Source organism: Streptomyces sp. NPDC048185, from assembly GCF_043202495.1.
Taxonomy (GTDB): domain Bacteria; phylum Actinomycetota; class Actinomycetes; order Streptomycetales; family Streptomycetaceae; genus Streptomyces.
In genome coordinates this window covers 22,988-48,341 of record NZ_JBIDAN010000012.1, presented here as the reverse complement: position 1 = coordinate 48,341, position 25,354 = coordinate 22,988, and the positions used below count along the sequence as shown (strand labels likewise).

15 protein-coding genes, 1 pseudogene and 2 CRISPR repeat arrays are annotated in these 25,354 nt (G+C 70.7%); of the genes and pseudogenes, 11 read left to right on the top strand and 5 right to left on the bottom strand.

From position 1 onward, the window contains the following. Positions 1-328: 328 nt before the first annotated feature. Positions 329-1,651: a UDP-glucose/GDP-mannose dehydrogenase family protein gene (locus tag ACGF3H_RS28985; RefSeq protein WP_362499703.1), complete on the bottom strand. Its 1,323-nt coding sequence runs from the start codon at positions 1,649-1,651 to the stop codon at positions 329-331. A 632-nt stretch (positions 1,652-2,283) separates the two neighbouring features. Then, positions 2,284-2,577, bottom strand: coding sequence for a hypothetical protein (locus ACGF3H_RS28980; RefSeq protein WP_362499702.1), 294 nt, complete (start codon positions 2,575-2,577; stop codon positions 2,284-2,286). Between the two features lie 211 nt (positions 2,578-2,788). Here ACGF3H_RS28980 and ACGF3H_RS28975 point away from each other — a divergent pair, with 211 nt between their 5' ends. Further along, positions 2,789-3,292, top strand: coding sequence for a hypothetical protein (locus tag ACGF3H_RS28975; RefSeq protein ID WP_362499700.1), 504 nt, complete (start codon positions 2,789-2,791; stop codon positions 3,290-3,292). Between the two features lie 817 nt (positions 3,293-4,109). After that, entirely contained in the window at positions 4,110-4,277 is a 168-nt protein-coding gene (locus ACGF3H_RS28970; protein ID WP_362499698.1) for a hypothetical protein, read from the top strand. Positions 4,278-4,427: 150 nt separating this feature from the next. Here ACGF3H_RS28970 and ACGF3H_RS28965 read toward each other — a convergent pair whose 3' ends face one another. Both ACGF3H_RS28965 and ACGF3H_RS28960 read right to left on the bottom strand, forming a co-directional pair. Next, positions 4,428-4,670, bottom strand: coding sequence for a cold shock domain-containing protein (locus ACGF3H_RS28965; RefSeq protein ID WP_362499697.1), 243 nt, complete (start codon positions 4,668-4,670; stop codon positions 4,428-4,430). A 308-nt stretch (positions 4,671-4,978) separates the two neighbouring features. Then, positions 4,979-5,431 (bottom strand): hypothetical protein, encoded by a 453-nt coding sequence (locus ACGF3H_RS28960; RefSeq protein WP_362499696.1) that lies wholly within the window; start codon positions 5,429-5,431, stop codon positions 4,979-4,981. A gap of 879 nt (positions 5,432-6,310) precedes the next feature. Here ACGF3H_RS28960 and ACGF3H_RS28955 point away from each other — a divergent pair. The 3 genes from ACGF3H_RS28955 to ACGF3H_RS28945 all read left to right on the top strand — a co-directional run bounded on the left by ACGF3H_RS28955 (position 6,311) and on the right by ACGF3H_RS28945 (position 8,777). Continuing rightward, complete coding sequence (locus tag ACGF3H_RS28955) at positions 6,311-6,463, top strand: hypothetical protein (RefSeq protein ID WP_362499694.1); 153 nt, start codon at positions 6,311-6,313, stop codon at positions 6,461-6,463. Positions 6,464-7,116: 653 nt separating this feature from the next. Next, positions 7,117-7,815 (top strand): tectonin domain-containing protein, encoded by a 699-nt coding sequence (locus tag ACGF3H_RS28950; protein WP_362499692.1) that lies wholly within the window; start codon positions 7,117-7,119, stop codon positions 7,813-7,815. A 638-nt stretch (positions 7,816-8,453) separates the two neighbouring features. Continuing rightward, complete coding sequence (locus ACGF3H_RS28945; RefSeq protein ID WP_362499690.1) at positions 8,454-8,777, top strand: hypothetical protein; 324 nt, start codon at positions 8,454-8,456, stop codon at positions 8,775-8,777. Positions 8,778-9,383: 606 nt separating this feature from the next. On the opposite strand, the gene ACGF3H_RS28940 is transcribed toward ACGF3H_RS28945, so the two are convergent. Continuing rightward, positions 9,384-10,682 carry a DUF4241 domain-containing protein gene (locus ACGF3H_RS28940; protein ID WP_362499688.1) on the bottom strand — a complete coding sequence of 433 codons (1,299 nt, stop codon included), beginning with the start codon at positions 10,680-10,682 and terminating at the stop codon, positions 9,384-9,386. Positions 10,683-10,921: 239 nt separating this feature from the next. Here ACGF3H_RS28940 and ACGF3H_RS28935 point away from each other — a divergent pair, with 239 nt between their 5' ends. From ACGF3H_RS28935 to tpg, 6 genes and pseudogenes are all read left to right on the top strand, one after another. Then, complete coding sequence (locus ACGF3H_RS28935) at positions 10,922-11,050, top strand: hypothetical protein (RefSeq protein ID WP_362499686.1); 129 nt, start codon at positions 10,922-10,924, stop codon at positions 11,048-11,050. Positions 11,051-11,122: 72 nt separating this feature from the next. Continuing rightward, positions 11,123-12,793 (top strand): DEAD/DEAH box helicase family protein, encoded by a 1,671-nt coding sequence (locus ACGF3H_RS28930; RefSeq protein WP_362499684.1) that lies wholly within the window; start codon positions 11,123-11,125, stop codon positions 12,791-12,793. Then, positions 12,790-14,178: a hypothetical protein gene (locus ACGF3H_RS28925; RefSeq protein ID WP_362499682.1), complete on the top strand. Its 1,389-nt coding sequence runs from the start codon at positions 12,790-12,792 to the stop codon at positions 14,176-14,178. Before ACGF3H_RS28930 ends, ACGF3H_RS28925 begins: the two co-directional genes overlap by 4 nt. Before the next feature lie 62 nt (positions 14,179-14,240). Continuing rightward, positions 14,241-14,558: a hypothetical protein gene (locus tag ACGF3H_RS28920; protein ID WP_393816553.1), complete on the top strand. Its 318-nt coding sequence runs from the start codon at positions 14,241-14,243 to the stop codon at positions 14,556-14,558. Positions 14,559-15,079: 521 nt separating this feature from the next. Beyond that, positions 15,080-16,054 carry a DnaB helicase C-terminal domain-containing protein gene (locus tag ACGF3H_RS28915; protein WP_362499732.1) on the top strand — a complete coding sequence of 325 codons (975 nt, stop codon included), beginning with the start codon at positions 15,080-15,082 and terminating at the stop codon, positions 16,052-16,054. A gap of 114 nt (positions 16,055-16,168) precedes the next feature. Next, positions 16,169-16,722 (top strand): annotated as a pseudogene (gene tpg / locus ACGF3H_RS28910) (telomere-protecting terminal protein Tpg). A gap of 4 nt (positions 16,723-16,726) precedes the next feature. After that, positions 16,727-18,645: direct repeats of the CRISPR family, unit length 29 nt; unit sequence GGGACCATCCCCGCGGGTGCGGGGAGCAG. Positions 18,646-18,657: 12 nt separating this feature from the next. After that, a CRISPR array of direct repeats spans positions 18,658-22,762; the repeat unit is 24 nt; unit sequence CATCCCCGCGGGTGCGGGGAGCAG. Positions 22,763-25,354 lie beyond the last annotated feature (2,592 nt).

Sequence of the window (25,354 nt, the reverse complement as noted above, 5' to 3'; positions counted from 1 at the left end):
CGGCTCCGCCGCTGTGATCGCCAAACGGTGATCATCAAACCGCGCGCGCCTCAGGGGCCCATGGCCACGCCCGCATGCCTGAGCTGCCCTGCTGTGGCTGGTCCACCCACCGTACGGATCGCGTACGTACTGCGTACGTTGCTCGCATGCGGGTCGCCGGGTGGTTGGGCGCTTACTCGGTAGGGTGCCTAATCGACGCTCCGGGTCTCGTGTGCGCAGCGCACGGCCGGCAGCGCCGCTGCGTAGAAGCGCAGCTACACGCCGGCCGCAGCGCGTGCGTCAGCGGCGCGCAGGAGAACGTCATCGCTGCTCATGGCGCGGCCCGGTTCTACTTCCCCGGACGCCCGAGCTGGCGAACGGTCCATCCCGCCGCACGCCAGGGCTCGGGGTCGAGGGTGGTACGGCAGTCGACAAGCAGTGGATTGGCCGGGCGCTCCACCAAGGTGTGCGGGGCGGCCTGCTGGTACTCGGGCCACTCGGTGGCCAGGACGACGAGGTCCGCGCCGTCGAGAGAGGCGGCCAGGTCGTCGGTGTAGTCCAGCTCCGGGTTGCGGACCATGGCTGTGGTGACGGCCTGCGGGTCGTGGACGGTGACGACGCCGCCGGCCTGCTGGAGCGCCTGGGAGAGGGCGAGAGCGGGCGACTCGCGCACGTCGTTGGTGCCGGGCTTGAACGCGGCGCCCCACACGGTGATCCGGGCGCCCTTGATGGGCCGGTCGCCCAGGGTGCGGGTGATGAGTCCGAGCGCGATGTCGGTGCGGTGCTCGTTGATCTCCTCGGCGGCGCGCAGGAGAGCCGCGGCCTGTTCGGCGCCGAGCTGCCGGGCGGAAGCGGTGAAGGCGCGGACGTCCTTGGGGAGGCAGCCGCCGCCGTAGCCGATGCCGGGCTGCATACTGCCGGCGCCGATGCGGGGGTCGATGCCGAGGATGTCCACGATCTGCGAGATGTCGCCGCCTGCGGCCTCGCACATGTCGGCGACGGCGTTGATGTAGCTGATCTTCAGGCCGAGGAAGGTGTTCGCGGCGCCCTTGGCCAGCTCCGCGGTCTGCGGGTCGGTGACGAAGATCGGCACCCCTGCGTCGATGATCCCGGCGTACACGGCGCGGATCGCTTTCTCGCCTTCCGTGGTGGTGACGCCGGCGATGATCCGGTCCGGGCGAAGGGTGTCCTCGACGGCGTGTCCTTCGCGCAGGAACTCCGGGTTCCATACGACGGCGACCTGGTCGCCCGCGGGCGCCAGGCGCTGCGCGAGAGCGGTGGCCTTGGCGGTGGTGCCGACGGTGACGGTGGACTTCCCGACGATCGTGGACGCACGGTCGAGGTGGGGAGCGAGCTGACGGATGGCGCCGAAGACCTGTGCGGTGTCGTAGGAGCGGCCGTCAGCGTCGATGGGGGTGCCGACGCCGATGAAGTGCAGCTCGGCGAAGTCGGCGGCCTCGCGGATGTCGGTGGTGAAGCGCAGACGTCCGCTCTGGGTGTGGCAGGCGAGCAGTTCCGCCAGATCGGTCTCGTAGATGGGGCAATCGCCGGTGTTGAGACGATCGACCTTGGCCTGGTCGACGTCCACGCCGATGACCTCGTGGCCGAGCTCGGCCATCGCCGCAGCGTGCGGGATGCCGAGGTGACCGCAGCCGATCACGGAAACACGCATTGCAGGTCGTCCTTGTCTAGTCAGGGGGCACGCCGCCTTCGGTGCGTTGCCAGACGCTATCGGTTGGCGAGTAAGTCGCAAGTCGGGCTGTGTGCAGACTCGTTGAGGTGTTCGATCGAATGACCGGGGTTCGGTTCGGGCGCTGGCTTCGGAGTGGGCCGACGGTTCAGCACACGGCGCTCAGCGCGTTGGGACAGGGCGGGAGTCAAGAACGCGATGTCCTCGTCCGTCGACGTCAGCGGAGGCGCGACGACGAACCCCTCGCTCTCGGGCCCCCCGGGCGCCGGTGAACGGGTGGAAGAACATCCCTCGCTCCTCCTCCGCGGCCTTGGCCTTCACAACCAGCCAGTGTCCCGGGGTGCCTTGACGTCTCGCACCGGCCCGATGTCGTTCAGCGCCGGCAGGGCCTGACCAGGCCACCGCTGCCGCCCTACGCCCGGGCTCTGCCGCTCACGGCAGGTCGGCAGGCGCCTGACCGGGTTGCCGCGGCAGGCTTGCGGCCGAGCCGGTCCTCCGACACGAGGCGTGCAGCATGCGGCCAGGGGCGTCGACACGGCGGTCCGGGGCCGGCCTGGGGGGCGCCCGGCACTCCGCTGTGGCCGGCATGCGTCGTCGGGTCGGTCGTCCGTAGGTCATCGTTGGCGCAGGTCGATGCCGTGCTCGGCGGCCAGGGCCAGCACGGCGGTGACCGTCGTGCCCTCACGCAGCCGGCGGCGGACTTGTCGGCCGTCCAGGACGACATCGAGGGCGGCGGGCCCGAGGCCGAAGGCCCGGCACGCCCGTGCGGCCGCGGCGCCGTCCATGCCCAGGGCCGTCATCCAGGTTTCCAGCTCCGGGGCTGTCAGCCTGAGCGCGTCCCAGGCGGTGGTGTGTTCGCTCAGCTGGTGGTGGCGAAGCGCGGGCGCGAACTGGGCGATGAGCCGCATGACGTGGGAGCGTTCCACGGCGCGGGCGGCGGCAGGGCCTCGCTGCTGCGTGGTGCCGGCGGGCGCCCCTTGCCTCGGCGAGGCAGGTCGCGGCTGCGTCTTCGCCGGCTGGGGGCGTCGGCCAAGGACGCGCCGCAGTTCCGGTCCGAGGTCGAGGCCTTCGCGGGCGGCGACGGCCTGGGCGTCGGGCGTGCGTCGGTGCGGGCCTGGGTTGAGGTCCGCGGAAGAGGGGGATGGCCGGCCACATCCACGGCGAGGACGGCTGTACCGGCTGCGACGGCAGCCGCGGCCCGGGCGGGCACGACTGGACAACCTCGGCAACCTCTACTACGAGCTCTACAAAGAGGACCTCGACGACAAGCCCGCGCTGCTCCCGGAGGTCTGGCTGCACTGGGATCACCAGACCATCGGCCAGCGCCGCGACCGCGCCCAGCACAACATCCGCATGGACTACCTCATGCTCCTGCCCGGGCGACGCCGCATCGTCCTCGAAGTCGACGGATCACAGCACTGCACCGACAACCGCGGTAGAACCCCCGGCCCCCGCAGGTACGCCGGCACCATGGCCGCAGACCGTGAGCTGAAGTTCCTCGGCTACCACGTCTACCGCTTCGGACACGCAGAACTGCAAGACCTTCAGGCCGCTCGCCCACTCGTCGCGAACTTCTTCGCCAGGCTGCTCAGCACGCACGAGGCCGCTCCGCGTATCCCCTGACGAGAAGGCGGCGTCGACGAGCAGCGTCGCACGGGCAGGCCGGCAGTGACCGGGAAGGTGGTGGCGGCAGGACGGCAGGCGCCTGACCGAGCCGCCGCGGCAGGCTTGCAGCCCAAGCAGGCCTGCTGCCAGGCCGTCGACACGGCGGTCCGGGCCCCGGCCTGGAGGCTGAGGCACCTGGCACTCCTGGCCGGCACGCGCCCTCGGGCGACCGTCGCCGTGCCCTCACGTAGCGGGCGGCGAACGTGTCGGCCGTCCATCGGTGGCGCGCCGAGCAGATACACACCTCAGTCGATAACGCTTTGTTATTATTCAAGTACTGTGTGTTACATGCGATGGCCGTCGCGGTCGCGTGACTTCCTCCCATAGGAGTGTGGAAATCATGGCTCTGCTCCAAAGCTTGGTCGCAGGACTCTTCAACGCGGGAGACAGCCTCCTGAACGCGATCTTCTGAGGCGGGCGCAGGCACGTGCCGGTGGGGCTCGGGCCGCTTTCATGCGGCTCGCTTCCCGGTGGCCGGCAGGACACAGAACTGGCACCGCCTCGACGCCAGACACGGTCGGTAGACCAGCGTCCGGGTGACAACACCCTGTACGACCCCGCTGGGGCTGTACAGGGCGTCGCCGTGTCCGGGCGCCTCACGGAGCGTCCGGGCAACACTGCCCCCCCACCACGCGGCCTTTCCGCCGTATCGAATCGACAACGTCACGGACCCAACAGCACACGGCCGATCCCCGAAGGAAGATGCGGTCGGGCGCTCCATGTGCGCGCCTGACCACAGCCGACCGCGCCCGCTCGGACAGGAGCCAAGAACTTCATGAACGATCACGCAGAGCCAGAAGACGCATCCCGGCCCGACAACTTCACCTCCGAAGACATCGACGCGATCACGGGACAGCTCGACGTCAGCAGAGAAAAGGCCATCGAGGCCCTGCGCGCCTCCGACGGGGACGTCGTCAATGCCATGGTGCTGCTGAGTCGCTAGAACACAGCCCCGGATCCGCTTGATCCGCAGGAGGCACCACCCCCTGAATCGGCACGCCTACCGAAGGGCCGGCACCGGCCCCTGGCCGACAGGCCGCCGTGCACGCCCGGTCCGTGCGCCTGGCACGCGTGCACAGCGGTGCCGACTGGTCTAGGCGCTGGCGTCCAGCTGGATATCAGTGGCCTGAAGTCCCTTCGGGCCCTGTTCGACGAGGAACGTGACCGGCGCGCCTTCGTCGAGAGTCCTGAAGCCGTCCATCTGGAACGACGTCTGGTGGGCGAAGAGCTCATCGGTCCCCACGTTGGCGTCAGGGTCGGGTGTGATGAACCCGTATCCCTTGCTGGTGTTGAACCACTTCACCTTGCCCTTTGCGCGCTGCTTGTCGCCTGGCATCGTGCTCCCTGCATCCGGAGTGGCGGGCGTTCGCCCCACAGTGGATCTTCTCTCGGCGCGCAGCGACCTGCCGGGTGGCAGCCCGGGGATTCACCCGATTCACCAGGGGTCGTTGCGTCCCAGGCGATCAGTAGGCGGCACTGGCGCCGGGTCCCCGTCGCCGTCACGAACGCCCCCCGGGCCCCGCGCGACGCGGATGCCGCACCAGCCGCGATTCAGCAGGCGACAAGCCGATGATCGGATCGTGTACGGCGACACCGCCAAGCTCCCAACCGCCCGGCTCCCAAAGCAGACACTCTCGACCAACGTCAGGACACCGCCTGTCCGACCGCGCCCTCGACCACGCCGCCGTGCCCCTGGCTGTGCTCGTACTGGGTGCGGGCCTCGGCTATGGCGCGCTGCCAGCTGCGTTCAGCGCCGCCGTGCTCACGCGCGAGGCGTGCGGTAAGGCCGCGCCGGTATCCGCCGGCCTCCCGGAGTTCGGCGAGGACCACAGCGACAGCACGGTCGCGCCAGGCCCGGCCGTGCCCGCCGCCCTGGTTACCCCGACCGTCTCCCGGACGCCGCCCCGCTGCTCCGAGACGGCCGGTGCCGACTTCCGTCTTCCAGACGGTCCAGAACGCTTCCACGGCTTCCTGCGCGTAGTAGTGGGTGCAGTTCACGATGCACGCCCCGGGAGGGAACCGGCGGTGTTCGGGGTAGCGCTCGCGCTGGCCGGCCCAGCGGTTCACCGTGGCCGCCGACGCCCCGGTGTACTCCATGACCCACGCCCGGCTCACCACCCACCGGCCGTCCACCATCCGACGCGACGCCCGGCCTCGTCCATCACCACTCCCTCGCCATTGGCGCAGCGATCTGTCAGGACAGTTTCCGGGCCCTGCTACGCCCACTCCACCCTGAGCTCCCGCAGCGACTGCTGTCCAGCAGCGGTATTTCTGAGCAGTGTTTGGTGGCCTGGCCTGCACTGATCAGTTTGTGGTGCGGTGGTGGGTGTGGGAGTGCCAGTGGAAGAGGTGATCGTGGGCCCTTGCTAGAGCAGGGGCTTGATCTGCGGCTTTGCCAGTTAGCTGGTTGGGTGATCAGGTCGTGCCACCTGTGCTGCGCAGGGTTCAGCTTCAGTGGTCGTTCGTATGCGGCGGCGCTTGGACGAGCTGCCACTTCGTAGCCGCCGCGCAGAACACCGACTGAGTCGGCCCCTCTGCCGAGGCGGGAGCAGTTGGATCGGGGGACTGGGCACCCGTACCCACGGATTTGAGATCAATCTGCCACGGGTCCCAGAGACAGTCAGGGCCTCACCGGGGCCTGGCCCTGGCTGCCTACGTTGCCGCGGCCTCCGACACCGTCGGAGGCAGAGAGATGTTGTAGCGGCTGAAGAGTTCCCGAAAAAATGCCGCGACGACGTGAGGGCCGGTGTGGTGGTCGAGCTCATGGCCGCCGAAGCCGATTCCGGCAATCGGGGCAAAGCTGCCCCGCGCCCCTGTCTCCACACTCCTGACCGGCCCGTTTCACCCCAGAGAGCGAAGAATCCACATCGTCGCTGGTGAAGGCTGGTGTCGTTCGGTGGGTGGGGGGCTCGTCGCTCCTGTGAGTGGGTGTGGCCGAACGCCGGGGCGCCCCGGGCCGTCGGTGCCTTGCACCCGGTGACGGTCAGCGAAGCCGTGCTCGCGCTGCTGCGCCCGAAGCCGGTCCTGTCACAGCGCGCAGGCGAGCCGGCCGACGTCCTTACCGCCGCGTCGCCGCAGGAGGAGCACAGCCGGGCGCGGGCCACCAGTTCGTCCTTCCGCCGCTCATAGCGGTCCAGGAGGTCAAGGTAGGCCCACGGCAGAGGCCAGCTCTCACCGGACCACGCCAGCAGCTGAAGGGGGCGGGTGCCGGCGTTGTTCTGCATGCCGGCGGGCGCTACTGGAGGCGACGAACACCTCCCACGTCAGCTCGCCGGGCAGTCCGTTCGCGCCGATCTTCCGCCAGGAACCCCGCTCGTCGCAGTGCCCCTTGCTCGCGCCGCTGGTCGCGGGCCCGGTCGAACATCCACGACACCGGCCGGCTCCGCTAGGCCAGAGGCAGCCACCGGTCAGGTGCGTCCAAGGGGTCGAGGGACCCCGCACGGAGTCGGCCGGACGTACCAGCCTTTCCCAGGATTGCCCCCGAGTGGGCGGGGAGGACGCCGAGAGGACTTGCAGGTGAGGTGCGAGCGCCGGAACACCCGCGCGGACGCGAGGTGCCCCGGAAGCGCAGGGGAGGGGCACTCGTCTGGGTGACTCGGATTTGCGTCGTCTTGACTGCCCGGGTGGTCAGAGGCGGTGCAGCGTGCGTCATTGCACGGCTTTGGCAAACGCCGCTTCCTAGACAGAAACGGTAATCACTCTCAGTATCGTCAAACATGGTGAACCGTTCCGCTTGGGGAGGTTGTGGGGGCAACGTCCTGCAAGGGGAAAGGAGTCGGCAGATGGCCGACTGGAAGCAGATCAGCGGCGGGCTGTCCCGGATCTCGGTGGGGTCCAGGACGAACGTGTGGGGGGTGAACTCGGCGGGGAACATCTACCGCTACACCAACAACGACGCCAGTCCGTGGGTGCAGGTGCCGGGTGCTCTCACCGACATCGGAGCAGGGGCGGACGGCACGGTGTGGGGGGTGAACTCCGCTGGCAACATCTACCGCTACACCGGCGACCAGGGCAGCAACCACTGGAAGCAGATCAGCGGCGGATTGTCCCGGATCTCGGTGGGGTCCAGGACGAACGTGTGGGGGGTGAACTCGGCGGGGAACATCTACCGCTACACCAACAACGACGCCAGTCCGTGGGTGCAGGTGCCCGGTGCTCTCACCGACATCGGAGCGGCGGCGGACGGCACGGTGTGGGGCGTGAACTCCGCTGGCAACATCTACCGCTACACCGGCGACCAGGACAGCAACCACTGGAAGCAGATCAGCGGCGGCCTCAAGGCCATCTCGGCAGGCTCCCGCACGTCGGTATGGGGCGTGAACGCGGGCGCCAACATCTACCGCTACACCAACAACGACGCCAAACCCTGGGTGCAGATCCCCGGAGGCCTCACCGACATCGGAGCAGGGGCGGACGGCACGGTGTGGGGCGTGAACTCCGCCGGCAACATCTACCGCTACACCGGCGACCTGCCCGGCTGACCCCCGCCCCGGCAACACCCGGCACCCAAGGCTGGGCCGCCCCGCCTGCGGCCGCCCCACCCTGGGTGTCGGTCACCCACGGCTCTCACGCTCGCGGAGCTGGCTCACCGGGGTGACGCTCGACTCGACGGCGACGTCCGCGCCATCTACAACGCCCCGGCGTACACGAACGGCTACACCACGATGGGATCACCACCGACGGTGGAGAGGGCACCTGACCAACGCAGCCGTCGACGTCCTGCCCAGGGGGCAGGACGTGGCACGCCGGCGACATCGCCGCCGGCGGCACCTCCTTCGACCACCGCTCGGCCGAAGGCGCCGTGGTGGAACCCTCCGGCGTCGTGAGCGCACACGGCGGCGGATGACTCAACGTCGAGTCCATCGGCGACTAGCTGCTGCCCGCCGGACAAGTCCCGCCCCGTCGACACCCAGCTCAAGGTCCCGGGCAGCAACCTCCCCGCCGAATCCCCCTGCACGGCCTCGAGTGGGGCGCGACTCGCCTGACGGTGCCCAGCCGGACCAGGCCGGCGAAACCACGAGAGACACGTCAGCCACCGACCACCTCCCCCCCACATCCATCGCTACAGTGGCGGTGCCGTGCACCCCCGCAGGGTGCCCTCTCGCCCCGGAGGCCCCCCATGGCCACAAACACTCCAGCTGCCGCTGCCGACAGTGCCGACGAGGGCCTTCAGCGCGTTCCGGTAGCCCTGAAGGTTCGCGAGGTGCCAGCTGCTACCGAAGCTCGTGACAGCCTGCTGTCGGCCATCGCCGCAGAAGCAAAAGAGGTCTCCGACAGGCACAAAGGACAATCCAGCGTGGCCCTGGAATCCCTGGCCCGGGCCTACGCGCTGGTCACCTCCGGCACGATGGTGACGAACGCAGCCACTGGGGGCACCACAGCTGCCGTTCAGGGACGCTCGGGTGGACACCAGGTCGGCCTGTGTCTCGAACTCGAACCGTGAACCCGCCCCCGAGAACGACCACCACGGCTCACACAACTGCCCCCGCCTGCCCGGCGGCCTGCTGTGCCCCGGAACGCCCGGACTTAGCACACAGCGCTTGCCAGCGGCGTGTCTTTTAGGCCCGCTTTGCAGGCGCCAGCCACGCCCTGGGGCTGAGGGCCAGGAGGGCACCGTTCCTGAAGCCGCACCGGCTGTCCGCCGAACTTCGACACCGGCTTCTCGGCCAGCCGCAGACGCATCAGCATCCGAGGTAGAAAAGCGGCGTCATAGGGGCCCCTGAGCCTGGCCCGTCGGTCGCGAGATCACCGCTGGACGCACGACACGGCACCGACACATCGCGCAGGGGGCGCCCTGATCTGCCATCTCCATGTGCAGGTCAATCGCATATCAGTTGGCTTTGTCCACGAACGGAGTTGTTCGCCGATGAGTGTGGAAGGCGCCCCGGAGGCGGCCAGGTCGATGATCACGGGGTTCGAAAGGCACCCGTCGCAGACCTGATGGGTACATGTACACCAAACTGTCAGGCGCGAGCGTTGGGAACCGTGCTGCCGAGATCGTCACCAGCTGCGATCAGGCTGGCGACTGCGGCCGCAGGCAGGACCCCCGCTAAACAGCGGCATCGGTGGGGGTTGCGTCCCGTTTTGGGAGCAGCTCGGGCATTCCGTCCACCAGCACCACGACGCCGATTACCTCACCGGTTTCGCAACGGCCGACCCACACCGGGTATGTGCCGTCCCCGGTCGTCGCGAAGGACATGAGCTCGCCGCCGGAAGCCTTGTCCCGGGTGCGCTGCATGAACATGGAACCGTCGTCGATGTCCTCATACCCGTCCAGGTCCGGCTCCCCCCGGATCAGCCCCCGCTCGAAGAGCGCGATGAGCGACTCCCAGGCCCCGGCGTCGGCGAAGCAGCCGGTAGCGCCGTCGGTGTCGAAGCCGGCTATCTGCTCCTCGATGAACAGCCGGGGATCGTCATCCGGACCGAGGGCCATCTCCCAGGTCGCTGCGGGGGTCTCGCTGACGAGCAGGCGGACGGCCGTGGGTTGCGTGGTGGTGACCTCGGCGTCCCGCCACTCGCAGTGGTAGCTGAAGCGGACCCGTGCCTCGTCGAGTACGTACTGCCCGGGCAGGAGGGGAACCGTGATGCGCGGCCCGTCGCCGTGGTCGATGTCCGGGCCGGAGACGGCCAGCAGCCCGCTGGGTACGCGCAGGGTGCCGACCCGGCGCGGCTCCACGACGGTCATCTCGGGGTGGTACCCGTCGGTCACGCGCACCCCGGGCCGGCACAACTCGTTGATCGGCCCGGGCTGCGCGGGACGCGGCGGACGCCAGCAGGTGGCGGGGGCGTCTCCGTCACCTGGCTCGACTGGCTCGGCCACCGCAGCCGTCTCGAAGGCCGGCGGCTCAATGAGCCCCTGCACCTGGGCCGAGAGCAGCGGCCACTCTCCGAAGGCGGGGCGGTCCATCCAGCGCTCGTCGTCCCGGAGTTCGGGCGAGGTGACGTAGGAGCCCCCGCCCTGCTGCTCCTCCGTCCGTCGGCCCCTCCCGTCCGGGAAGAGGTCCACGGTGATGCGTGGGCACGCCTTGTCGAACTCCGCCATCTCTGGGCCTGTGTAGTACCAGCCGACGGAGTACCGGCGCAGCAGCCGCGACGGGTCGTCCAGCAGCCGCATGTCCAGGTCGTAGGTGCGGCGGCCGTAGGCGTCGTAGACCCACAGCCCGACGTAGTGATCCCGCCAGGAGACGAGCCGGACTTCCAGCGGAGCCTTACGGCCCGGCTCCCGGTACACCACCACGTACGGAACCCCGGCGGCATCCCGCTTGCGGGCCTCCTCGGCGGATATCGGCCGCCAGGGCGCACAAGCCTTAAGGTCCCACGCTTGCGCGTACCCCACCTCGACGACCATTGCCCCGCTCCACTTCCTGCAACCTGCCTTGGTTCTGTGCTGAGCTGCAAGGTAGCCGCCGCCTGTGACAACGGCCCTACTGGGCGGGCGGCGGGCCAGTCACCGTACGTTCGGCATACCCCCTTGCCCACACAACCGTCCCCGCACACGGATCACGAGTCCCGGCGGTCCGACCGTCCCGCGGGAGGCCGGCCGCTTGCCCCGCTCCGGTGGGCCGCGGCTGGTGGCAGCCTCCGTGTATGCCGGACACCGACGCCGCACGGCAGAAGGAGACGAACGGCGGGAGCGACGCCCCAGAACCTGGCCCTCCCGCACCGCGCCCGTACTCGCTGGCGACGCGCTACACCGATCAGTTCCTCGGCGGGTAGGACGGCCCGGACCTGCTGTCCGACGATGCGGTCGCCGCGCTGTTGTCTGCTGCGGATTCGAGGATGAGCTTCATGACCGTGGTCGACGTGCTCAGGTCCGGCCGTCCTGTCAGGCCGGACCTCTTTCCTGATCAGCTGGAGGCGGTCGAGTGGCTGGTGCGGCATCTGCACCGTCCGGGCAGCCGGGGGTTGTTCGTGTCGGCGACGGGGACCGGTAAGACGCTGGTGTCGGTGCGGTTGGCGGACGGGCTGGGCGCCCGATTGGTGCTGTTCGTGGTGCCCACCGTGGATCTGGCGGCGCAGGCGGCGCTGGCCTGGCGCCGTGACCAACACCTGGAGCACATGGTGATCGTCCCGTCCCTGGACGCGGGTGGCCGTGATGACCTGGTGGCGGCGAGGGTCATGTCGACGATGAGTCCGCATGCGCTGGGCGGGCTGATGTCGGTGGTGGGGGAGGGGCAGGACCAGATTCCCGCGCTCACCGTAATCTGTACCTACGACTCTCTGGACAAGATCGAGGCGACGCAGCGCACGGGGTTCGAGGTGCCGGCGTTCGATCTGGCGGTGATGGACGAGGCGCACCGGATCGCGGGCCGGGCGGACAAGAAGTGGGCGGTCGTCAACGACGCGCAGCGGATCCTGGCGGAGCGCCGCCTCTACGTGACCGCCACCCCGCGGCTCTTCGCCGCCCCGGAGCTGGCCGAGTCCGCCGACACGACCCCGCCTGCGCCGCCGCGCCTCACAACCGGGGCCGGGGTCGGGGGTGGATGCGTTGGCCAACTCCATGGACAACGAGGCCGTCTACGGACGGAAGGTCTTCGATTACTCGCTCGCGCAGGCAGTGGTCGACGGCTGCGCCGCGGACTGTCGGATCGTGGTGCTCACCCTCATCGACGCCGGCCTGCGCCACCGTCTGGTCCTCCCCACCTCCGCCACCGCCGTGGGCTGCGGGGAGGACCAGGCGGTGAGCTGCGCACCACTGTCGTGCACCTTGCGGTGCTGCGGGTGATGACTGAGCACGGTCTGATGAAGGTGCTGGTCTACTTCGACCTCGTCTCCGGACGCCTGCCGCTTCAAGGCGCTGTCCGAGGCGCCGTCGGAGGCCTCCACCGGCACCCAGCCGTGGAAGGCGTCGAGGCCGAGTCCGCCGACGGTGCCGAAGGCGGTGACCAGGATGCGAACCCCCTGGCACCTGGGCTTTCTGGCCGGGACCGACTTCCGTCTTCAGAACTGTTTCGGCACGCGGAGCGTGAATATGTACGACAAGGCACGGACGGAACAGAAGGAGACGGGGTGTCCTTCGAGCAGGAATGGGCGCAGATGAAAGCCGATGCGCTGGCGCGGCAGGCCGAGGGTGGCATGCGACTCAATCAGTTGCCGGCGGATTCCGGCGCAGGCGTGCCGGCTGTCTCGGGCAAGGATCTGGTCGCGAACACGGACTCCATCAACGGGAACGCCAACCTCCTGGTGGAGATCGCTGGGTTTCTCCACGAAGGCCGTCCGGACGCCGAGCTGACCACCATGGCACGGGAACCCAGGGCGCACGGGGATGTGGCCCGTCAGGTGGAGCGCTTCGCCGAGTTCGCGGGTGACCAGTTCCTGGACACGATGGCTCTGTTCGCGGCGCTGTCGACCCGTTTGCGGACGGCAGGGGGGACGTTCGCGGCGATCGAGGACGAGACCGCCCGCCGGTTCCTGGAGGCTGTGCTCGACGGCCGTTACCTCTCGCCGGGAACGCGATGAGCGACGGACTCAGCTACCGCAAGGACGTCGAGTTTCTGGAGAACTGCAACCCGCCCCTGGTGGAGCGCAACGCGGACGAATTTCGCCGCATCCAGGCCCTCCTGACGGCTGTCGCTCCTGCGGCGGAACGGGCGGAGAAGCACACCGAGTGGCGCAGCAAGGGCAGCGCGCACTACACGGCCAGGCTCACCGAGGGCCGTCGCCTGGTCGACGAGCTCGCCGAAGCCTACGGACACGCCGCGGGCGCGCTGGGGCGCTACGCGCAGGCGCTGACGCTGGCGAAGGCGTACTACTCCGATGGCCTGGTCCACGAGCAGGCGCTCGCGGACCTGATCCACACCAAGGGCACCGCGATCACCCGCACGGCTCAGGAGGCCGAGCCGATGCGGCAGTGGGAGGACATGCGCGACACGACCGGCGTCCTGGACTTCTTCGCGGAGCTGACCATGGACGTCGACGACATCCGGGACGAGGCCAACCGGCTGCACGACGCGGCGGGCGGCGACTTCGGCCTGGCGCGGACCACCGAGAAGGAAGCTCGCGACCTTTGCGTCCACGAGCTCAGGCAGGCCTACGATTTGGTGCCGGACTTCCAGGTGTTCCTGACCGAGCGGGTGGACGTCGCAGCCGCCATGCCCGATCTGCGGCGCGAGGCGGCCGAGGCGAGCGGCAACCCGGTGACCCGGTTGCCGGGCAGCGGTCCCAAGCAGGACTACTACCCGACGGCCGGGGGCGAGCTGGTCTCCCCGACGCTCCAGAGCATCCGGATGCAGCTCGCTTCACTGCCGGGCGCGACGGACAGCTACTGGGTCCCGCCGTCCGGTGACCGGGACAAGACCGAGTGGATCCGGGCCAACAAGGACATCATCGAGGCCGCCGCACACAATTCCGGACTGCCGCCGTCGATGGTGGCGGGCATCGCCTGGAAGGAGATCGCCGGCCAGCCCGGCCCACTCGACGACATCACCGACACCATCCGGGAACAGGCGGACTCCCCGTTGAGCCCCATCGCGCCGGAGAACCTGCCGTCACGACTGGGCGGCGACCCCGACGAGACGTCCTTCGGACCGATCGCCATCCAGGTACGGCGTGGCGCCGAGGTGCTCGGCTACGACCCAGGGAACCTCACCGACCAACAGCGAGCCATGGTGGAGGAATCGCTCCAGGACCCGGGGCAGAACATCTTCATCGCCGCCGAGTACCTGGCTCAGCTCAAGGCGGAGAGCGACTTCGCCGACGTACCCCCGGAGGAAATGACGGTGGAGCAGCAACAGGAGCTTGCCGCGCGGTACAACGGTGGACCGTACTGGGAGAACGGCCAGGCGCAACGTTATGGCCGTGACTTCGCCCATCACCTGGACCAGGCAAGGAACGCGATCCGCTGATGCAGTCCTCGAAACCCTCGCACACCGGTGACAGGCAGAATACCGGTCACTCCGGTCACCCGGTGGACGACCGCCCGCACCATCCCGACGACGACCGCCGGCTGCTCCGCGTGGTCCTCGCCGTTCCGGTGGTGCTGCTGACCCTGGCGGCTGCCTTCTGCCTTTGGCTGGCGATCGTCACCCGTCCGGACAGCGGCGGGGACCAGGCTGCGTACGGCGGGATCGAGCTCGCCTGTGCCTTGACCCTCGTTCTGACGGGCGCGGTGGGAGCGCTGTGGCTGGCGCCCTCGGTGCGGCGGGTGATGCGTTGGCCGTGGGCGGCACCGGCCGTGCTGCTGGGGCTGGCGGCGGTGGTGCGGTGGGCGTCCAGCGGGGCATGAGCGCCCGGCCGGTGGTGAGCCGGCCTGCACGGGGAGCAGCCAGTTCTGTACAGCGAAGTGGTCCACCCCGGCGACCGGCGTGGAGAAAGGTTCTGCCAACTGAAGGACTGGAGAAGGCCGGAGCCACCGACACCGGCAAAGCCGACGTGAAGCCCAGCGAGCTGCCGGCCCCGCGCCGGAACTCGCCCAGGGCGGACACGTCCCGTGTACCGATCAGGCCTCGGGCCCCGGACCGTCAGGTGGTCCGGGGCCGGTCGCGTATCCGCCGGGGGGCGGATGTGCATGCACGCGATGCCAGGTTCAACGAGCCCGAGCCGAGCCGGTCACCGTGAGCCTGCTGCCTCGCATGGGGAGGGCTGGTGTTCGGAAGGCCTTGTCGATGAAGGCCCGCACGAGCGCGGTCACCTCGGCGGCAGTGACGTCCTTCGTTCAGGTGCTCGTCGGTTGAAGCGGGCCACTGCTCCGACCTCGTGCACGGCTATGCCCAGGTCCGCCGATACCAGGCTGCGCTGGTGCGTGGGATGCAGGGCGCACGGCATGCGGATCCGTTGGCGGTCCCGGAGACGATCGCCGCCCATCAGGCTGAGCTGGAGTACCTCGCTGCCGACGATCAGGGCGACGACGACTCCTTCGGCCGGTTCGGCGACCATCTGGACGCGCACCTGGACAGCCTCGCCGTGTCCCTCCCGCCGGCCGCGGTCACCGGGTTCAGTGACCTGGACAGCCTGATGAAGCTGATGTCGGGGCAGATGATCGTGGTCGCGGCCCGCCCGGCCATGGGCAAGAGCGCGTTCGCGCTCGGTGTGGCCACCGCGAACGCCCGCACTGGAGCGCCCACTCTCGTGCACAGCCTGGAAATGGGCCGGGCCGAAGTCAGCAACCGCATCCTGTCGGCCCGGGCCCGCGTGGCGTTCCACCACATCCGCGACGGCGTCGACGGCCTCACCCAGGACGACTGGGACCGCCTCGACCGCTACGCCCCGGAGCTGAAGAACCTGCCGCTGTGGATGGACTACAGCGCCCGCGTCAGCCCCGCCCGGATCCGCTCCCGCATCAAGACCATCATCCGCGAGACCGGCCGCGCACCGCTGGTGGTCGTGGACTACCTCCAGCTAATGCAGACCGACCAGCGCAACGCCCGCCAGAGCCCTTACGAGCGGGTCACCGAGATCAGCCGCGAACTGAAGATCCTCGCCTCCGACACCGGAGCGGTGCTCATCGCCCTGGCCCAGCTCAACCGCGGCCCCGAGCAGCGGCAGGACAAACGGCCGGCGGTGAGCGACCTGCGCGACTCCGGCGCCCTGGAGCAGGACGCCGACGCGATCATCCTGCTGCACCGCGAGGACTACTACGAGCCCGAGTCCGAGCGGTCTGGCGAGACCGACCTGATCGTGGCCAAGCACCGCAACGGGCCGACGGCCACCGTCACCGTGGCCCACCAGTTCCACTACAGCCGCCTGCGCGACATGTCCGGCGCGGAAGAACCCGCCCTCTAACCGCCCTGGACGCCGCTGTGCGACGCGACCAGCCCGAAGCTGAGCAACTTCCCCCGGCCCGGCCATGATCGCCCCCCAGCGGCCCACCCAGCCGATCATGAACGGAGAGCCCGCATGGGCATCATCGGAGACGGCCTCGACCGCGCCGTGCAACAGGCCTTCACCCGCCCCATCCCCAAGTCGGCCGGCGCGCAGATGCGCTACCTCGTCAAGCAGCTCAAGGCACCCGCGCCGTAGCCGACCTGCTCGGCGTCTCGCAGCGCACCGTCGAGCGCTACGTGAAGGACCAGATCCGCCGGCCCCGCGCCGACCTCGCCCAGCGCCTCGAAGGTGCCGTACGCCAGCGCTGGCAGCCCCGCATCCGCGCCCAAGCCCGCAAGCAGGCCGCCACCAGCACCGGCCTGGTCCTCGACACCCGGGCCCGCTTCGGCTTCACCGCAGCACCCGGCACCACCGACGACGCCCGCATCCGCCACCTCACCCTCGCCCTGCCCCCGCAGCACGCGGCGCGCCTCTTCGACGCCCAGGACCAGGGCGCCGGCGAACAGCAGCTGCGGGCCCTGGCGGCCGAAGCACTCGGCGAGGTCTACTTCCGCGACGGCGGCCGCCGCGCCGCAGGCCTGGAGGTCGAGTTCACGGACGTCGAGCACGTGGAGTTCGACCTGTAGAAGGAGCGGCCTCCCCGCGGGTGCGGGGAGCAGGCCGGCGCGGTGCCCGGGGCGCTTGGCTCGCCGGGACCATCCCCGCGGGTGCAGGGAGCAGACGACGAACCGTGCGCGGGCTGCCTTGAGCGAGGGACCATCCCTGCGGGCACGGGGAGCAGCTCATCGGCGCAGGCGCCCTCGGCCCGGCGGGGGACCATCCCCGCGGGTGCGGGGAGCAGAGGTGCACGACGCGGCCCGGCCCGGGGAGCCCGGGACCATCCCCGCGGGTGCGGGGAGCAGTCGCACGAGCAGAGCGTCGACCGCGTCCAGTAGGGACCATCCCCGCGAGTGCGGGGAGCAGTCCTGCAATACCGTCAGCAGGTTGTCGAACTGGGGACCATCCCCGCGGGTGCGGGGAGCAGCTGTGCCGGTTGCACAGGTAGCCGCTGGCCGCGGGACCATCCCCGCGGGTGCGGGGAGCAGCAGCCCAGACCCGCGGTGTGGCGGATCAGGTCGGGACCATCCCCGCGGGTGCGGGGAGCAGTAGGGCGAGAGTCGGACTTGGAAGCGGCTCCTGGGACCATCCCCGCGGGTGCGGGGAGCAGCGGTAGGGCACGCCGACCTCGAAGGTGAGGTAGGGGCCATCCCCGCGGGTGCGAGGAGCAGGGCCACCGGCTGATGGGGCTGAACTGCTGCCCGGGACCATCCCCGCGGGTGCGGGGAACAGTCCGTGTGGGCTGTCGTGTCTGACGATCCGTGGGGACCATCCCCACGGGTGCGGGGAGCAGAACAACGAGGTCCTGAACCGTGTGCCGGCGGAGGGACCATCCCTGCGGGTGCAGGGAGCAGATCACCTGGACCGACACCTCCGCGAGCCACGTGGGACCATCCCCGCGGGTGCGGGGAGCAGAGCCCGATCGGTTCGGCGGGGGCCGCGAGCCGGGGACCATCCCCGCGGGTGCGGGGAGCAGGCCGAGGCGGCGGCGGCCCGCTGACCACAGGTGACCATCCCCGCGGGTGCGGGGAGCAGCGGAAGTTGACCCCCAGCATCGCTACCGGGCCGGGACCATCCCCGCGGGTGCGGGGAGCAGTTCCGCGTCCACTGGAACGGCCGCCGCTTCGAGGGACCATCCCCGCGGGTGCGGGGAGCAGTCGCCGTCTAGGGCCTTGTGCGAGGGCCGCGGGGGACCATCCCCGCGGGTACGGGGAGCAGTTCAACGCTGCGAGCTCGTCGCGGAGCTGGTCGGGACCATCCCCGCGGGTGCGGGGAGCAGCCGGTGCGCGTCGTCCACGTCACGGAGCCGCCGGGACCATCCCCGCGGGTGCGGGGAGCAGGGTCGTACGGACGGGCAGGTCCGGGCGGCCCCGGGACCATCCCCGCGGGTGCGGGGAGCAGCCCTTCTCATCGAGCTGAATGGGCTTGTCGAGGGGACCATCCCCGCGGGTGCGGGGAGCAGCTGGCCAAGACGCGGATCTACGCCAACGACCTGGGACCATCCCCGCGGGTGCGGGGAGCAGACCGGCTGTCCCTCCTCGACGCGCTTCCAGGTGGGACCATCCCCGCAGGTGCGGGGAGCAGGCCAGGCTGCCCCTCGCAGCTAAGGGCTTGTGGGGACCATCCCCCCGCGGGTGCGGGGAGCAGGCGTTGGCCTGCTCGGTCCAGCCGTTCCGGCGGGGCCCTCCCCGCGAGTGCGGCGAGCAGCAGTCGCCGAGGGTGCCCAGCCGGCTGCGCCAGGGACCATCCCCGCGGGTGCGGGGAGCAGGTACCCGCGACGACGATCGGGTCGGCGGCCTGGGGACCATCCCCGCGGGTGCGGGGAGCAGCGGGTACGTGTCCGTCGTCCCCGAGGCGCGCGGGGGACCATCCCCGCGGGTGCGGGGAGCAGCGTGGACAGCAGCCACAGGACGCGTCGCTGGCGGGACCATCCCCGCGGGTGCGGGGAGCAGGCGCATCCCGGTCGTTCCCGCGGGTGCGGGGAGCAGTCCCAGTACGCCGTCCGGGACGCTATGACGAGGGGACCATCCCCGCGGGTGCGGGGAGCAGGCCGGTCGATCATGTCCATCATCGCGACCGCCGGGACCATCCCCGCGGGTGCGGGGAGCAGGTGTGGTCACCCTCCGGAGGGAGGGTCCTCATGGGACCATCCCCGCGGGTGCGGGGAGCAGCTTGCCGAGGTCCGGCATCAGGATGTTCATGGGGGACCATCCCCGCGGGTGCGGGGAGCAGGCGGAATCACGCTCGCCCAGTTCGAGATCAGAGGGACCATCCCCGCGGGTGCGGGGAGCAGCGAACAAGATCTTCGCCGGCACCCGCATCTGGGGGACCATCCCCGCGGGTGCGGGGAGCAGAGGTTCCGTGCTCATACCGTCTCAGCGCTCCAGGGACCATCCCCGCGGGTGCAGGGAGCAGAGCGTGGCGCCACGCTGCATGACGTCCTGTTCGGGGCCATCCCTGTGGGTGCGGGGAGCAAGTTAGGCCGACTGAGAGGCCGACGATGCCGAGGGGACCATCCCCGCGGGTGCGGGGAACAGACTGATCAGGCTCCCTTGCGGTCAAACAGGTCGGGACCATCCCCGCGGGTGCGGGGAGCAGTCGGTGAGCGTGAGCTCGCTGTCCTTGGCGTCGGGACCATCCCCGCGGGTGCGGGGAGCAGATCGCTCAGTTCCGGGACAACCTTGCTATCTAGGGACCATCCCCGCGGGCGCGGGGAGCAACACGACTCCGCCTCGTACGTCCTGGACTACGAGGGATCATCCCTGCGGGTGCGAGGAGCAGTCGGACAGGCCTTTGAGTGGGCCGCCGATCAAGGGGCCATTCTCGCGGGTGCGGAGAACAGATGGCGACCGCGAGCGCGCCGCTGCCGGCGTTGGGAACATTCCCGCAGGTGCGGGAAGCAGGCGCTGACCCAGACCGACATCGGCAGTTACGAGGAACCATCCCCGCGGGTGCGGGGAGCAGCCGTCGTCGTCGAGGACGCGGACGGGGACGGGGACGGTGGGACCATCCCCGCGGGTGCGGGGAGCAGACCAGGACGAACGGGTTCAGCGCCATGACGCCGGGACCATCCCCGCGGGTGCGGGGAGCAGAATGGGTGGCCTCACGAATTTCCACGGCGCTCGGGACCATCCCCGCGGGTGCGGGGAGCAGACAGGGTCCGGGGTGCCAATACGTCCCGGTCGGGGACCATCCCCGCGGGTGCGGGGAGCAGACCATGCGGGCCTTCTTCGCGGTGGCCGGCTGGGGGCCATCCCTGCAGGTGCGGGGAGCAGGGTCCGAGGACGCCGACCACGTACGCGACGGGGGACCATCCCCGCGGGTGGGGGAGCAGAGCCTGTGCGAGAGCACCGCCCTGGAGGTCGTGGGACCATCCCCGCGGGTGCGGGGAGCAGGCCGGCGCGGTGCCCGGGGCGCTTGGCTCGCCGGGACCATCCCCGCGGGTGCGGGGAGCAGCGGCAGAAGGTTGCCGGTGTTCGCCACTACTCGGGACCATCCCCGCGGGTGCGGGGAGCAGCCCGAGCCGGCCACGACCTGAACGGTTTGGCCGGGACCATCCCCGCGGGTGCAGGGAGCAGGTGACCTCGGTGCCCGCGGTGGCGTCGTCGCCGGGACCATCCCCGCGGGTGCGGGGAGCAGCCGCAGGTCGGAGGGGTGCGGGAAACTTTGTTGGGGCCATCCCCGCGGGTGCGGGGAGCAGGGCGCGGCGAGCGCGGTGAAGGTCATGCCGAAGGGACCATCCCCCGCGGGTGCGGGGAGCAGACGATGCCTGCCCGATGGGGCAGCCGCCGCAGGGGACCATCCCCGCGGGTGCGGGGAGCAGGGCTCGTCCATCTCGCCCCGGGCCTGTACCGAGGGACCATCCCCGCGGGGGCGGGGCAGGGCGGCGGCGGACAGCGGGCGTTCACGTCCCTGGGACCATCCCCGCGGGTGCGGGGAGCAGCAGGGGAGAGCGCGCTTGCGGCGCAGTACGACAGGACCATCCCCGCGGGTGCGGGGAGCAGAGGTAACCCTGCATAACGGCGATGAATCCGCCGGGACCATCCCCGCGGATACGGGGAGCAGACGAGCTGCGCCCGCTGGATGAATCCGCCGGGACCATCCCCGCGGGTGCGGGGGGCAGGGGGACGCGAAGGCGGCTCCCATGCTCCGCCCGGGACCATTCCCGCGAGTGCGGGGAGCCGATGGCCGGCCGCATCGTCGACGAGGCCTGAAGGGACCGTTCCCGCGGGTGCGGGAAGCAGCCCATGACGTCCGTGTTCTGGCACCTCGGCGAGGGTCCATCCCCGCGGGTGCGGGGAGCAGACGCATGGAAGCACCGTAGCCACTCATACTCAGGGACCATCCCCGCGGGTGCGGGGAGCAGAAGCTGGACAAGACCGAGCGGACCGACCTCGGGGGACCATCCCCGCGGGTGCGGGGAGCAGGGCAACACCGCCATCACCAACCGCCAGACGAGGGGACCATCCCCGCGGGTGCGGGGAGCAGGGAGCGCCGCGGAGGGGCGGGCCCGACAGCTCGGGACCATCCCCGCGGGTGCGGGGAGCAGCCGAAGAGATCCTGGACGGCTTTCTTCGCGGTGGGATCATCCCCGCGGGTGCGGGGAGCAGCCTCCGGCGGCTCCGGTGACGGCGGCACCGACGGGATCATCCCCGTGGGTGCGGGGAGCAGTTGATCGTGATGCCTGCTTCCCTCAGGGCCGCGGGACCATCCCCGCGGGTGCGGGGAGCAGGGCCTCGGCCCCAACCCACGCTGGCCGCGCCGGGGATCATCCCCGCGGGTGCGGGGAGCAGACGGCGCTGGTCCAGAACGCGGCCTGGAGCCGGGGACCATCCCCGCGGGTGCGGGGAGCAGGGCCGTCGGAACCGTGGGCAGCTCTGCCCGCAGGGATCATCCCCGCGGGTGCGGGGAGCAGACCTGCCCGTCGCTGTACTCGTCGAGCGTCTCGGGACCATCCCCGCGGGTGCGGGGAGCAGGTGACGAACTTGAAGATCTTGTTCTCGATGGTGGGACCATCCCCGCGGGTGCGGGGAGCAGGTGACGAACTTGAAGATCTTGTTCTCGATGGTGGGACCATCCCCGCGGGTGCGGGGAGCAGGCCTGGTGCCGGTCGCGCCGCTCGGGACCATCCCCGCGGGTGCGGGGAGCAGCCGATGGGCGCGAACACGTTGTTGTAGACGAGGGGACCATCCCCGCGGGTGCGGGGAGCAGGATGGCCGGGGCCGCTCAGCGATGCAGAACTGGGGACCATCCCCGTGGGTGCGGGGAGCAGAGGGGCATCAGCAGCTGGTACATCGCGGACGTGGGACCATCCCCGCGGGTGCGGGGAGCGGCTGGACAACCGGGTCCCGCACGAGAACCGGACGGGACCATCCCCGCGGGTGCGGGGAGCGGGAACCGCCCGAGGAGCTGCACTGCACCCTGTGGGGACCATCCCCGCGGGTGCGGGGAGCAGGGCTACGGGGGAGGACACGATGGCGAACGAACGGGGCCCCCGCGGGCGCGGGGAGCAGCGGCCTAGGAATCCGCGCGCTCCGCGATGTATGGGACCATCCCCGCGGGCGCGGGGAGCAGCTTTCGAGCAGGCCGTAGCCCAAGGCCGTGTTGGGACCATCCCCGCGGGCGCAGGGAGCAGCACACTTCGCGGTCGTCGTCGAACGATGCGCCGGGATCATCCCCGCGGGTGCGGGGAGCAGCTGGTCCCGCCGTTCGTGCGGGTGGGGTTCCGCGGACCATCCCCGCGGCTGCGGGGAGCAGAAGATGGACGAAGGCATCCCGGCAGGCGTCCAGGGGACCATCCCCGCGGGTTGCGGGGACAGGCGGGGAAGTCCTCCAGGAACCGAGAGGAGTAGGGACCATCCCCGCGGGTGCGGGGAGTAGTGGACCACCGTATTCCTCGACACCTTGGCGATGGGACCATCCCCGCGGTGCAGGGAGCAGATATCGGCATCGGAGGCGGGGGCGCCGGCGGCGGGACCATCCACCATCCCCGCGGGTGCGGGGAGCAGCACCGGGCCCCGTCGCTGTCCCGGGCCACGTAGGGCCCATCCCCGCGGGTGCGGATGGGGAGCAGGTCTTCTGCGAGCACTGCGACCTGGGGATCTCGGGACGATCCCCGTGGGTGTGGGAAGCAGGCGCCCGTCATGTCGGCCACGTGGTACGTGATTGGACCATCCCAGCGGGTGCAGGGAGCAGAGCGTGGCGCCACGCTGCATGACGTCCTGTTCGGGGCCATCCCTGCGGGTGCGGGGAGCAGCAACGGGGCATGGGCTTCGGCGTGCTGCCGGAGGGATCATCCCGCGGGTGGGGGGCGCAGTCGTGCAGCTGGTCCAGGCCGTGATGCCGCTGCGGACCATCCCCGCGGGTGCGGGGAGCAGCACACCCCCGTGCCGAGACCCGTGGACCTGACGGAACCATCCCCGCGGGTGCGGGGAGCAGGCCAGGCCCTGACTCGGGATCCCGTTCTTCGCGGGACCATCCCCGCGGGCGCGGGGAGCGGCCTGCCGCCCAACAGTTGTTCAGGGCGAAGTCGGGTCCATCCCCGCGGATGCGGGGAGCACGTGGCACTCGCCGGGCGCGGTGACGACGCTGCGGGACCATCCCCGCTGGTGCGGGGAGCAGCATGCTCCGACCACGGTAACGATGGCTGCGGCGAGACCATCCCCGTGGGTGCGGGGAGCAGTCCTCTCAGCCGTCCTCGATCTGGAAGTAGCCGGGACCCATCTCCGCGGGTGCGAGGAGCAGCCCTTGAACTCCTGCACACGTCCCCAACCGGCGGGACCATCTCTGCGGGTGCGGGAAGCAGACGTCGGTGATCACGCACGGGACGCCATCGTCGGGACCATCCCCGCGGGTGCGGGAAACAGGTGAACGACAGCCCGGACGACAGACCGATGCTGGGACCATCCTCGCGGGTGCGGGGGGCAGGTGGACCTCCACGGCCACCAGGACGATGCCGAGGGATGATCCCCGCGAGTGCGGGGAGCAGCCGCCGGTCGAGGAGCTGCCGCTGGCGCTTCTGGGGACCATCCCCGCGGGTGCGGGGAGCCGGTCGTCGGGCCAGTACGACGGATCCCCGCGGGTGCGGGAGCAGCGCGGGTCCGGCTCCTGGCGTGCCGGCTGGGCGGGACCATCCCCGCGGGTGCGGGGGGCAGGCCAAGCGGGCCGCGAACCCGGTGAGCTCGCCGGGACCATCCGCGCGGGTGCGGGGAGCAGCGTCGAAGCGCTTCATGCTGCCTTCGAGGCCGGGACCATCCCCGCGGGGTGCGGGGGAGCAGTTGCAGAAGCAGCTCACCGCCGCCGTCGTCGAGGGGCCATCCTCGCGGGTGCAGGGAGCAGCCCGTGCGGGCAGCGCGCGTGGCGGCCTGGCCGGGACCATCCCCGCGGGTGCGGGAGCAGAACGTGAACAAGATGAGCACGTCGCTCACTGAGGGACCATCCCCGCGGGACCTATGGGACCCGGGTGCGGGGAGCAGAGGTCCGTGCCCGCGGTGTCGATGTCTTCGTAGGGACCATCCCCATGGGGCGTGGGGAGCAGGCGCCCCAGCCGGGACTCGAGTCCCGCCGGGAGAGACCATCCCGCGTGCGCGGAGAGCAGGTCTCCGCGACCTTCAGCGCGTCGCCGGAGACAGGACCATCCCCGCGGGTGCGGGGAGCAGGGCCTGGCAGGGCCCGGGGAATGGCCGACTGGGGGACCATCCCCGCGGGTGCGGGGAGCAGGCGGTGCCCGAGGGCGGCGGCATCATCGGCACGGGACCATCCCCGCGGGTGCGGGGAGCAGACGTCGCCCATCGACTTCGCGGCATCGTGCAGGGGACCATCCCCGCGGGCGCGGGGAGCAGCGGGTGTCGACCGCACCGGGGTCGCCGTGGTCGGGACCATCCCCGCGGGCGCGGGGAGCAGGGGCACCCCTTCTTGTAGCCGCAGACGCGGCCGGGACCATCCCCCGCGCGGGGAGCAGTTAAAGGCGCCGTACTTCATGGCGGCCATGAGGGGACCATCCCCGCGGGTGCGGGGAGCAGGTACGACGGGTCGAGCCGCTCGACCAGGCGCCGGGACCATCCCCGCGGGTGCGGGGAGCAGTGGTGCACGTTCATGGCACCGCGCATGATGCAGGGACCATCCCCGCGGGCGCGGGGAACAGACCGTCACCTACAGCAAGAGCACGTCGTCGGTGGGACCATCCCCGCGGGTGGGGCGAGCAGACCAGCATCACCGGGTTGGCGTTCATGACCCGGGGAACATCCCTGCGGGCGCGGGGAGCAGGACGCCAAGGGCAAGGACTGGTCCCTCGAACGGGGACCATCCCCGCGGTTGCGGGGAGAAGAGGCCGACAATCCGGAGCCGGAGCAGCCGCGCGGGATCATCCCCGTGGGCGCGGGGAGCAGATGCGGCCCCACGTCAGCCAGTTCCCTGCGCTGGGACCATCCCCGCGGGCGCGGGGAGCAGGACGGTGGTGGTGCTCATCGGCGGGCCTTGCCGGGACCATCCCCGCGGGTGCGGGGAGCAAGCAGGACATGTCCCGCTTCACGTACACCGTCCGGGAGGGACCATCCCCGCGGGTGCGAGAGCAGCGGCCGCGCTTGACCACGCGATACCGGCAGTCGGGACCATCCCCGCGGGTGTGGGGAGCAGTGGACACAGGGTCCAAGCCTGAGTGGC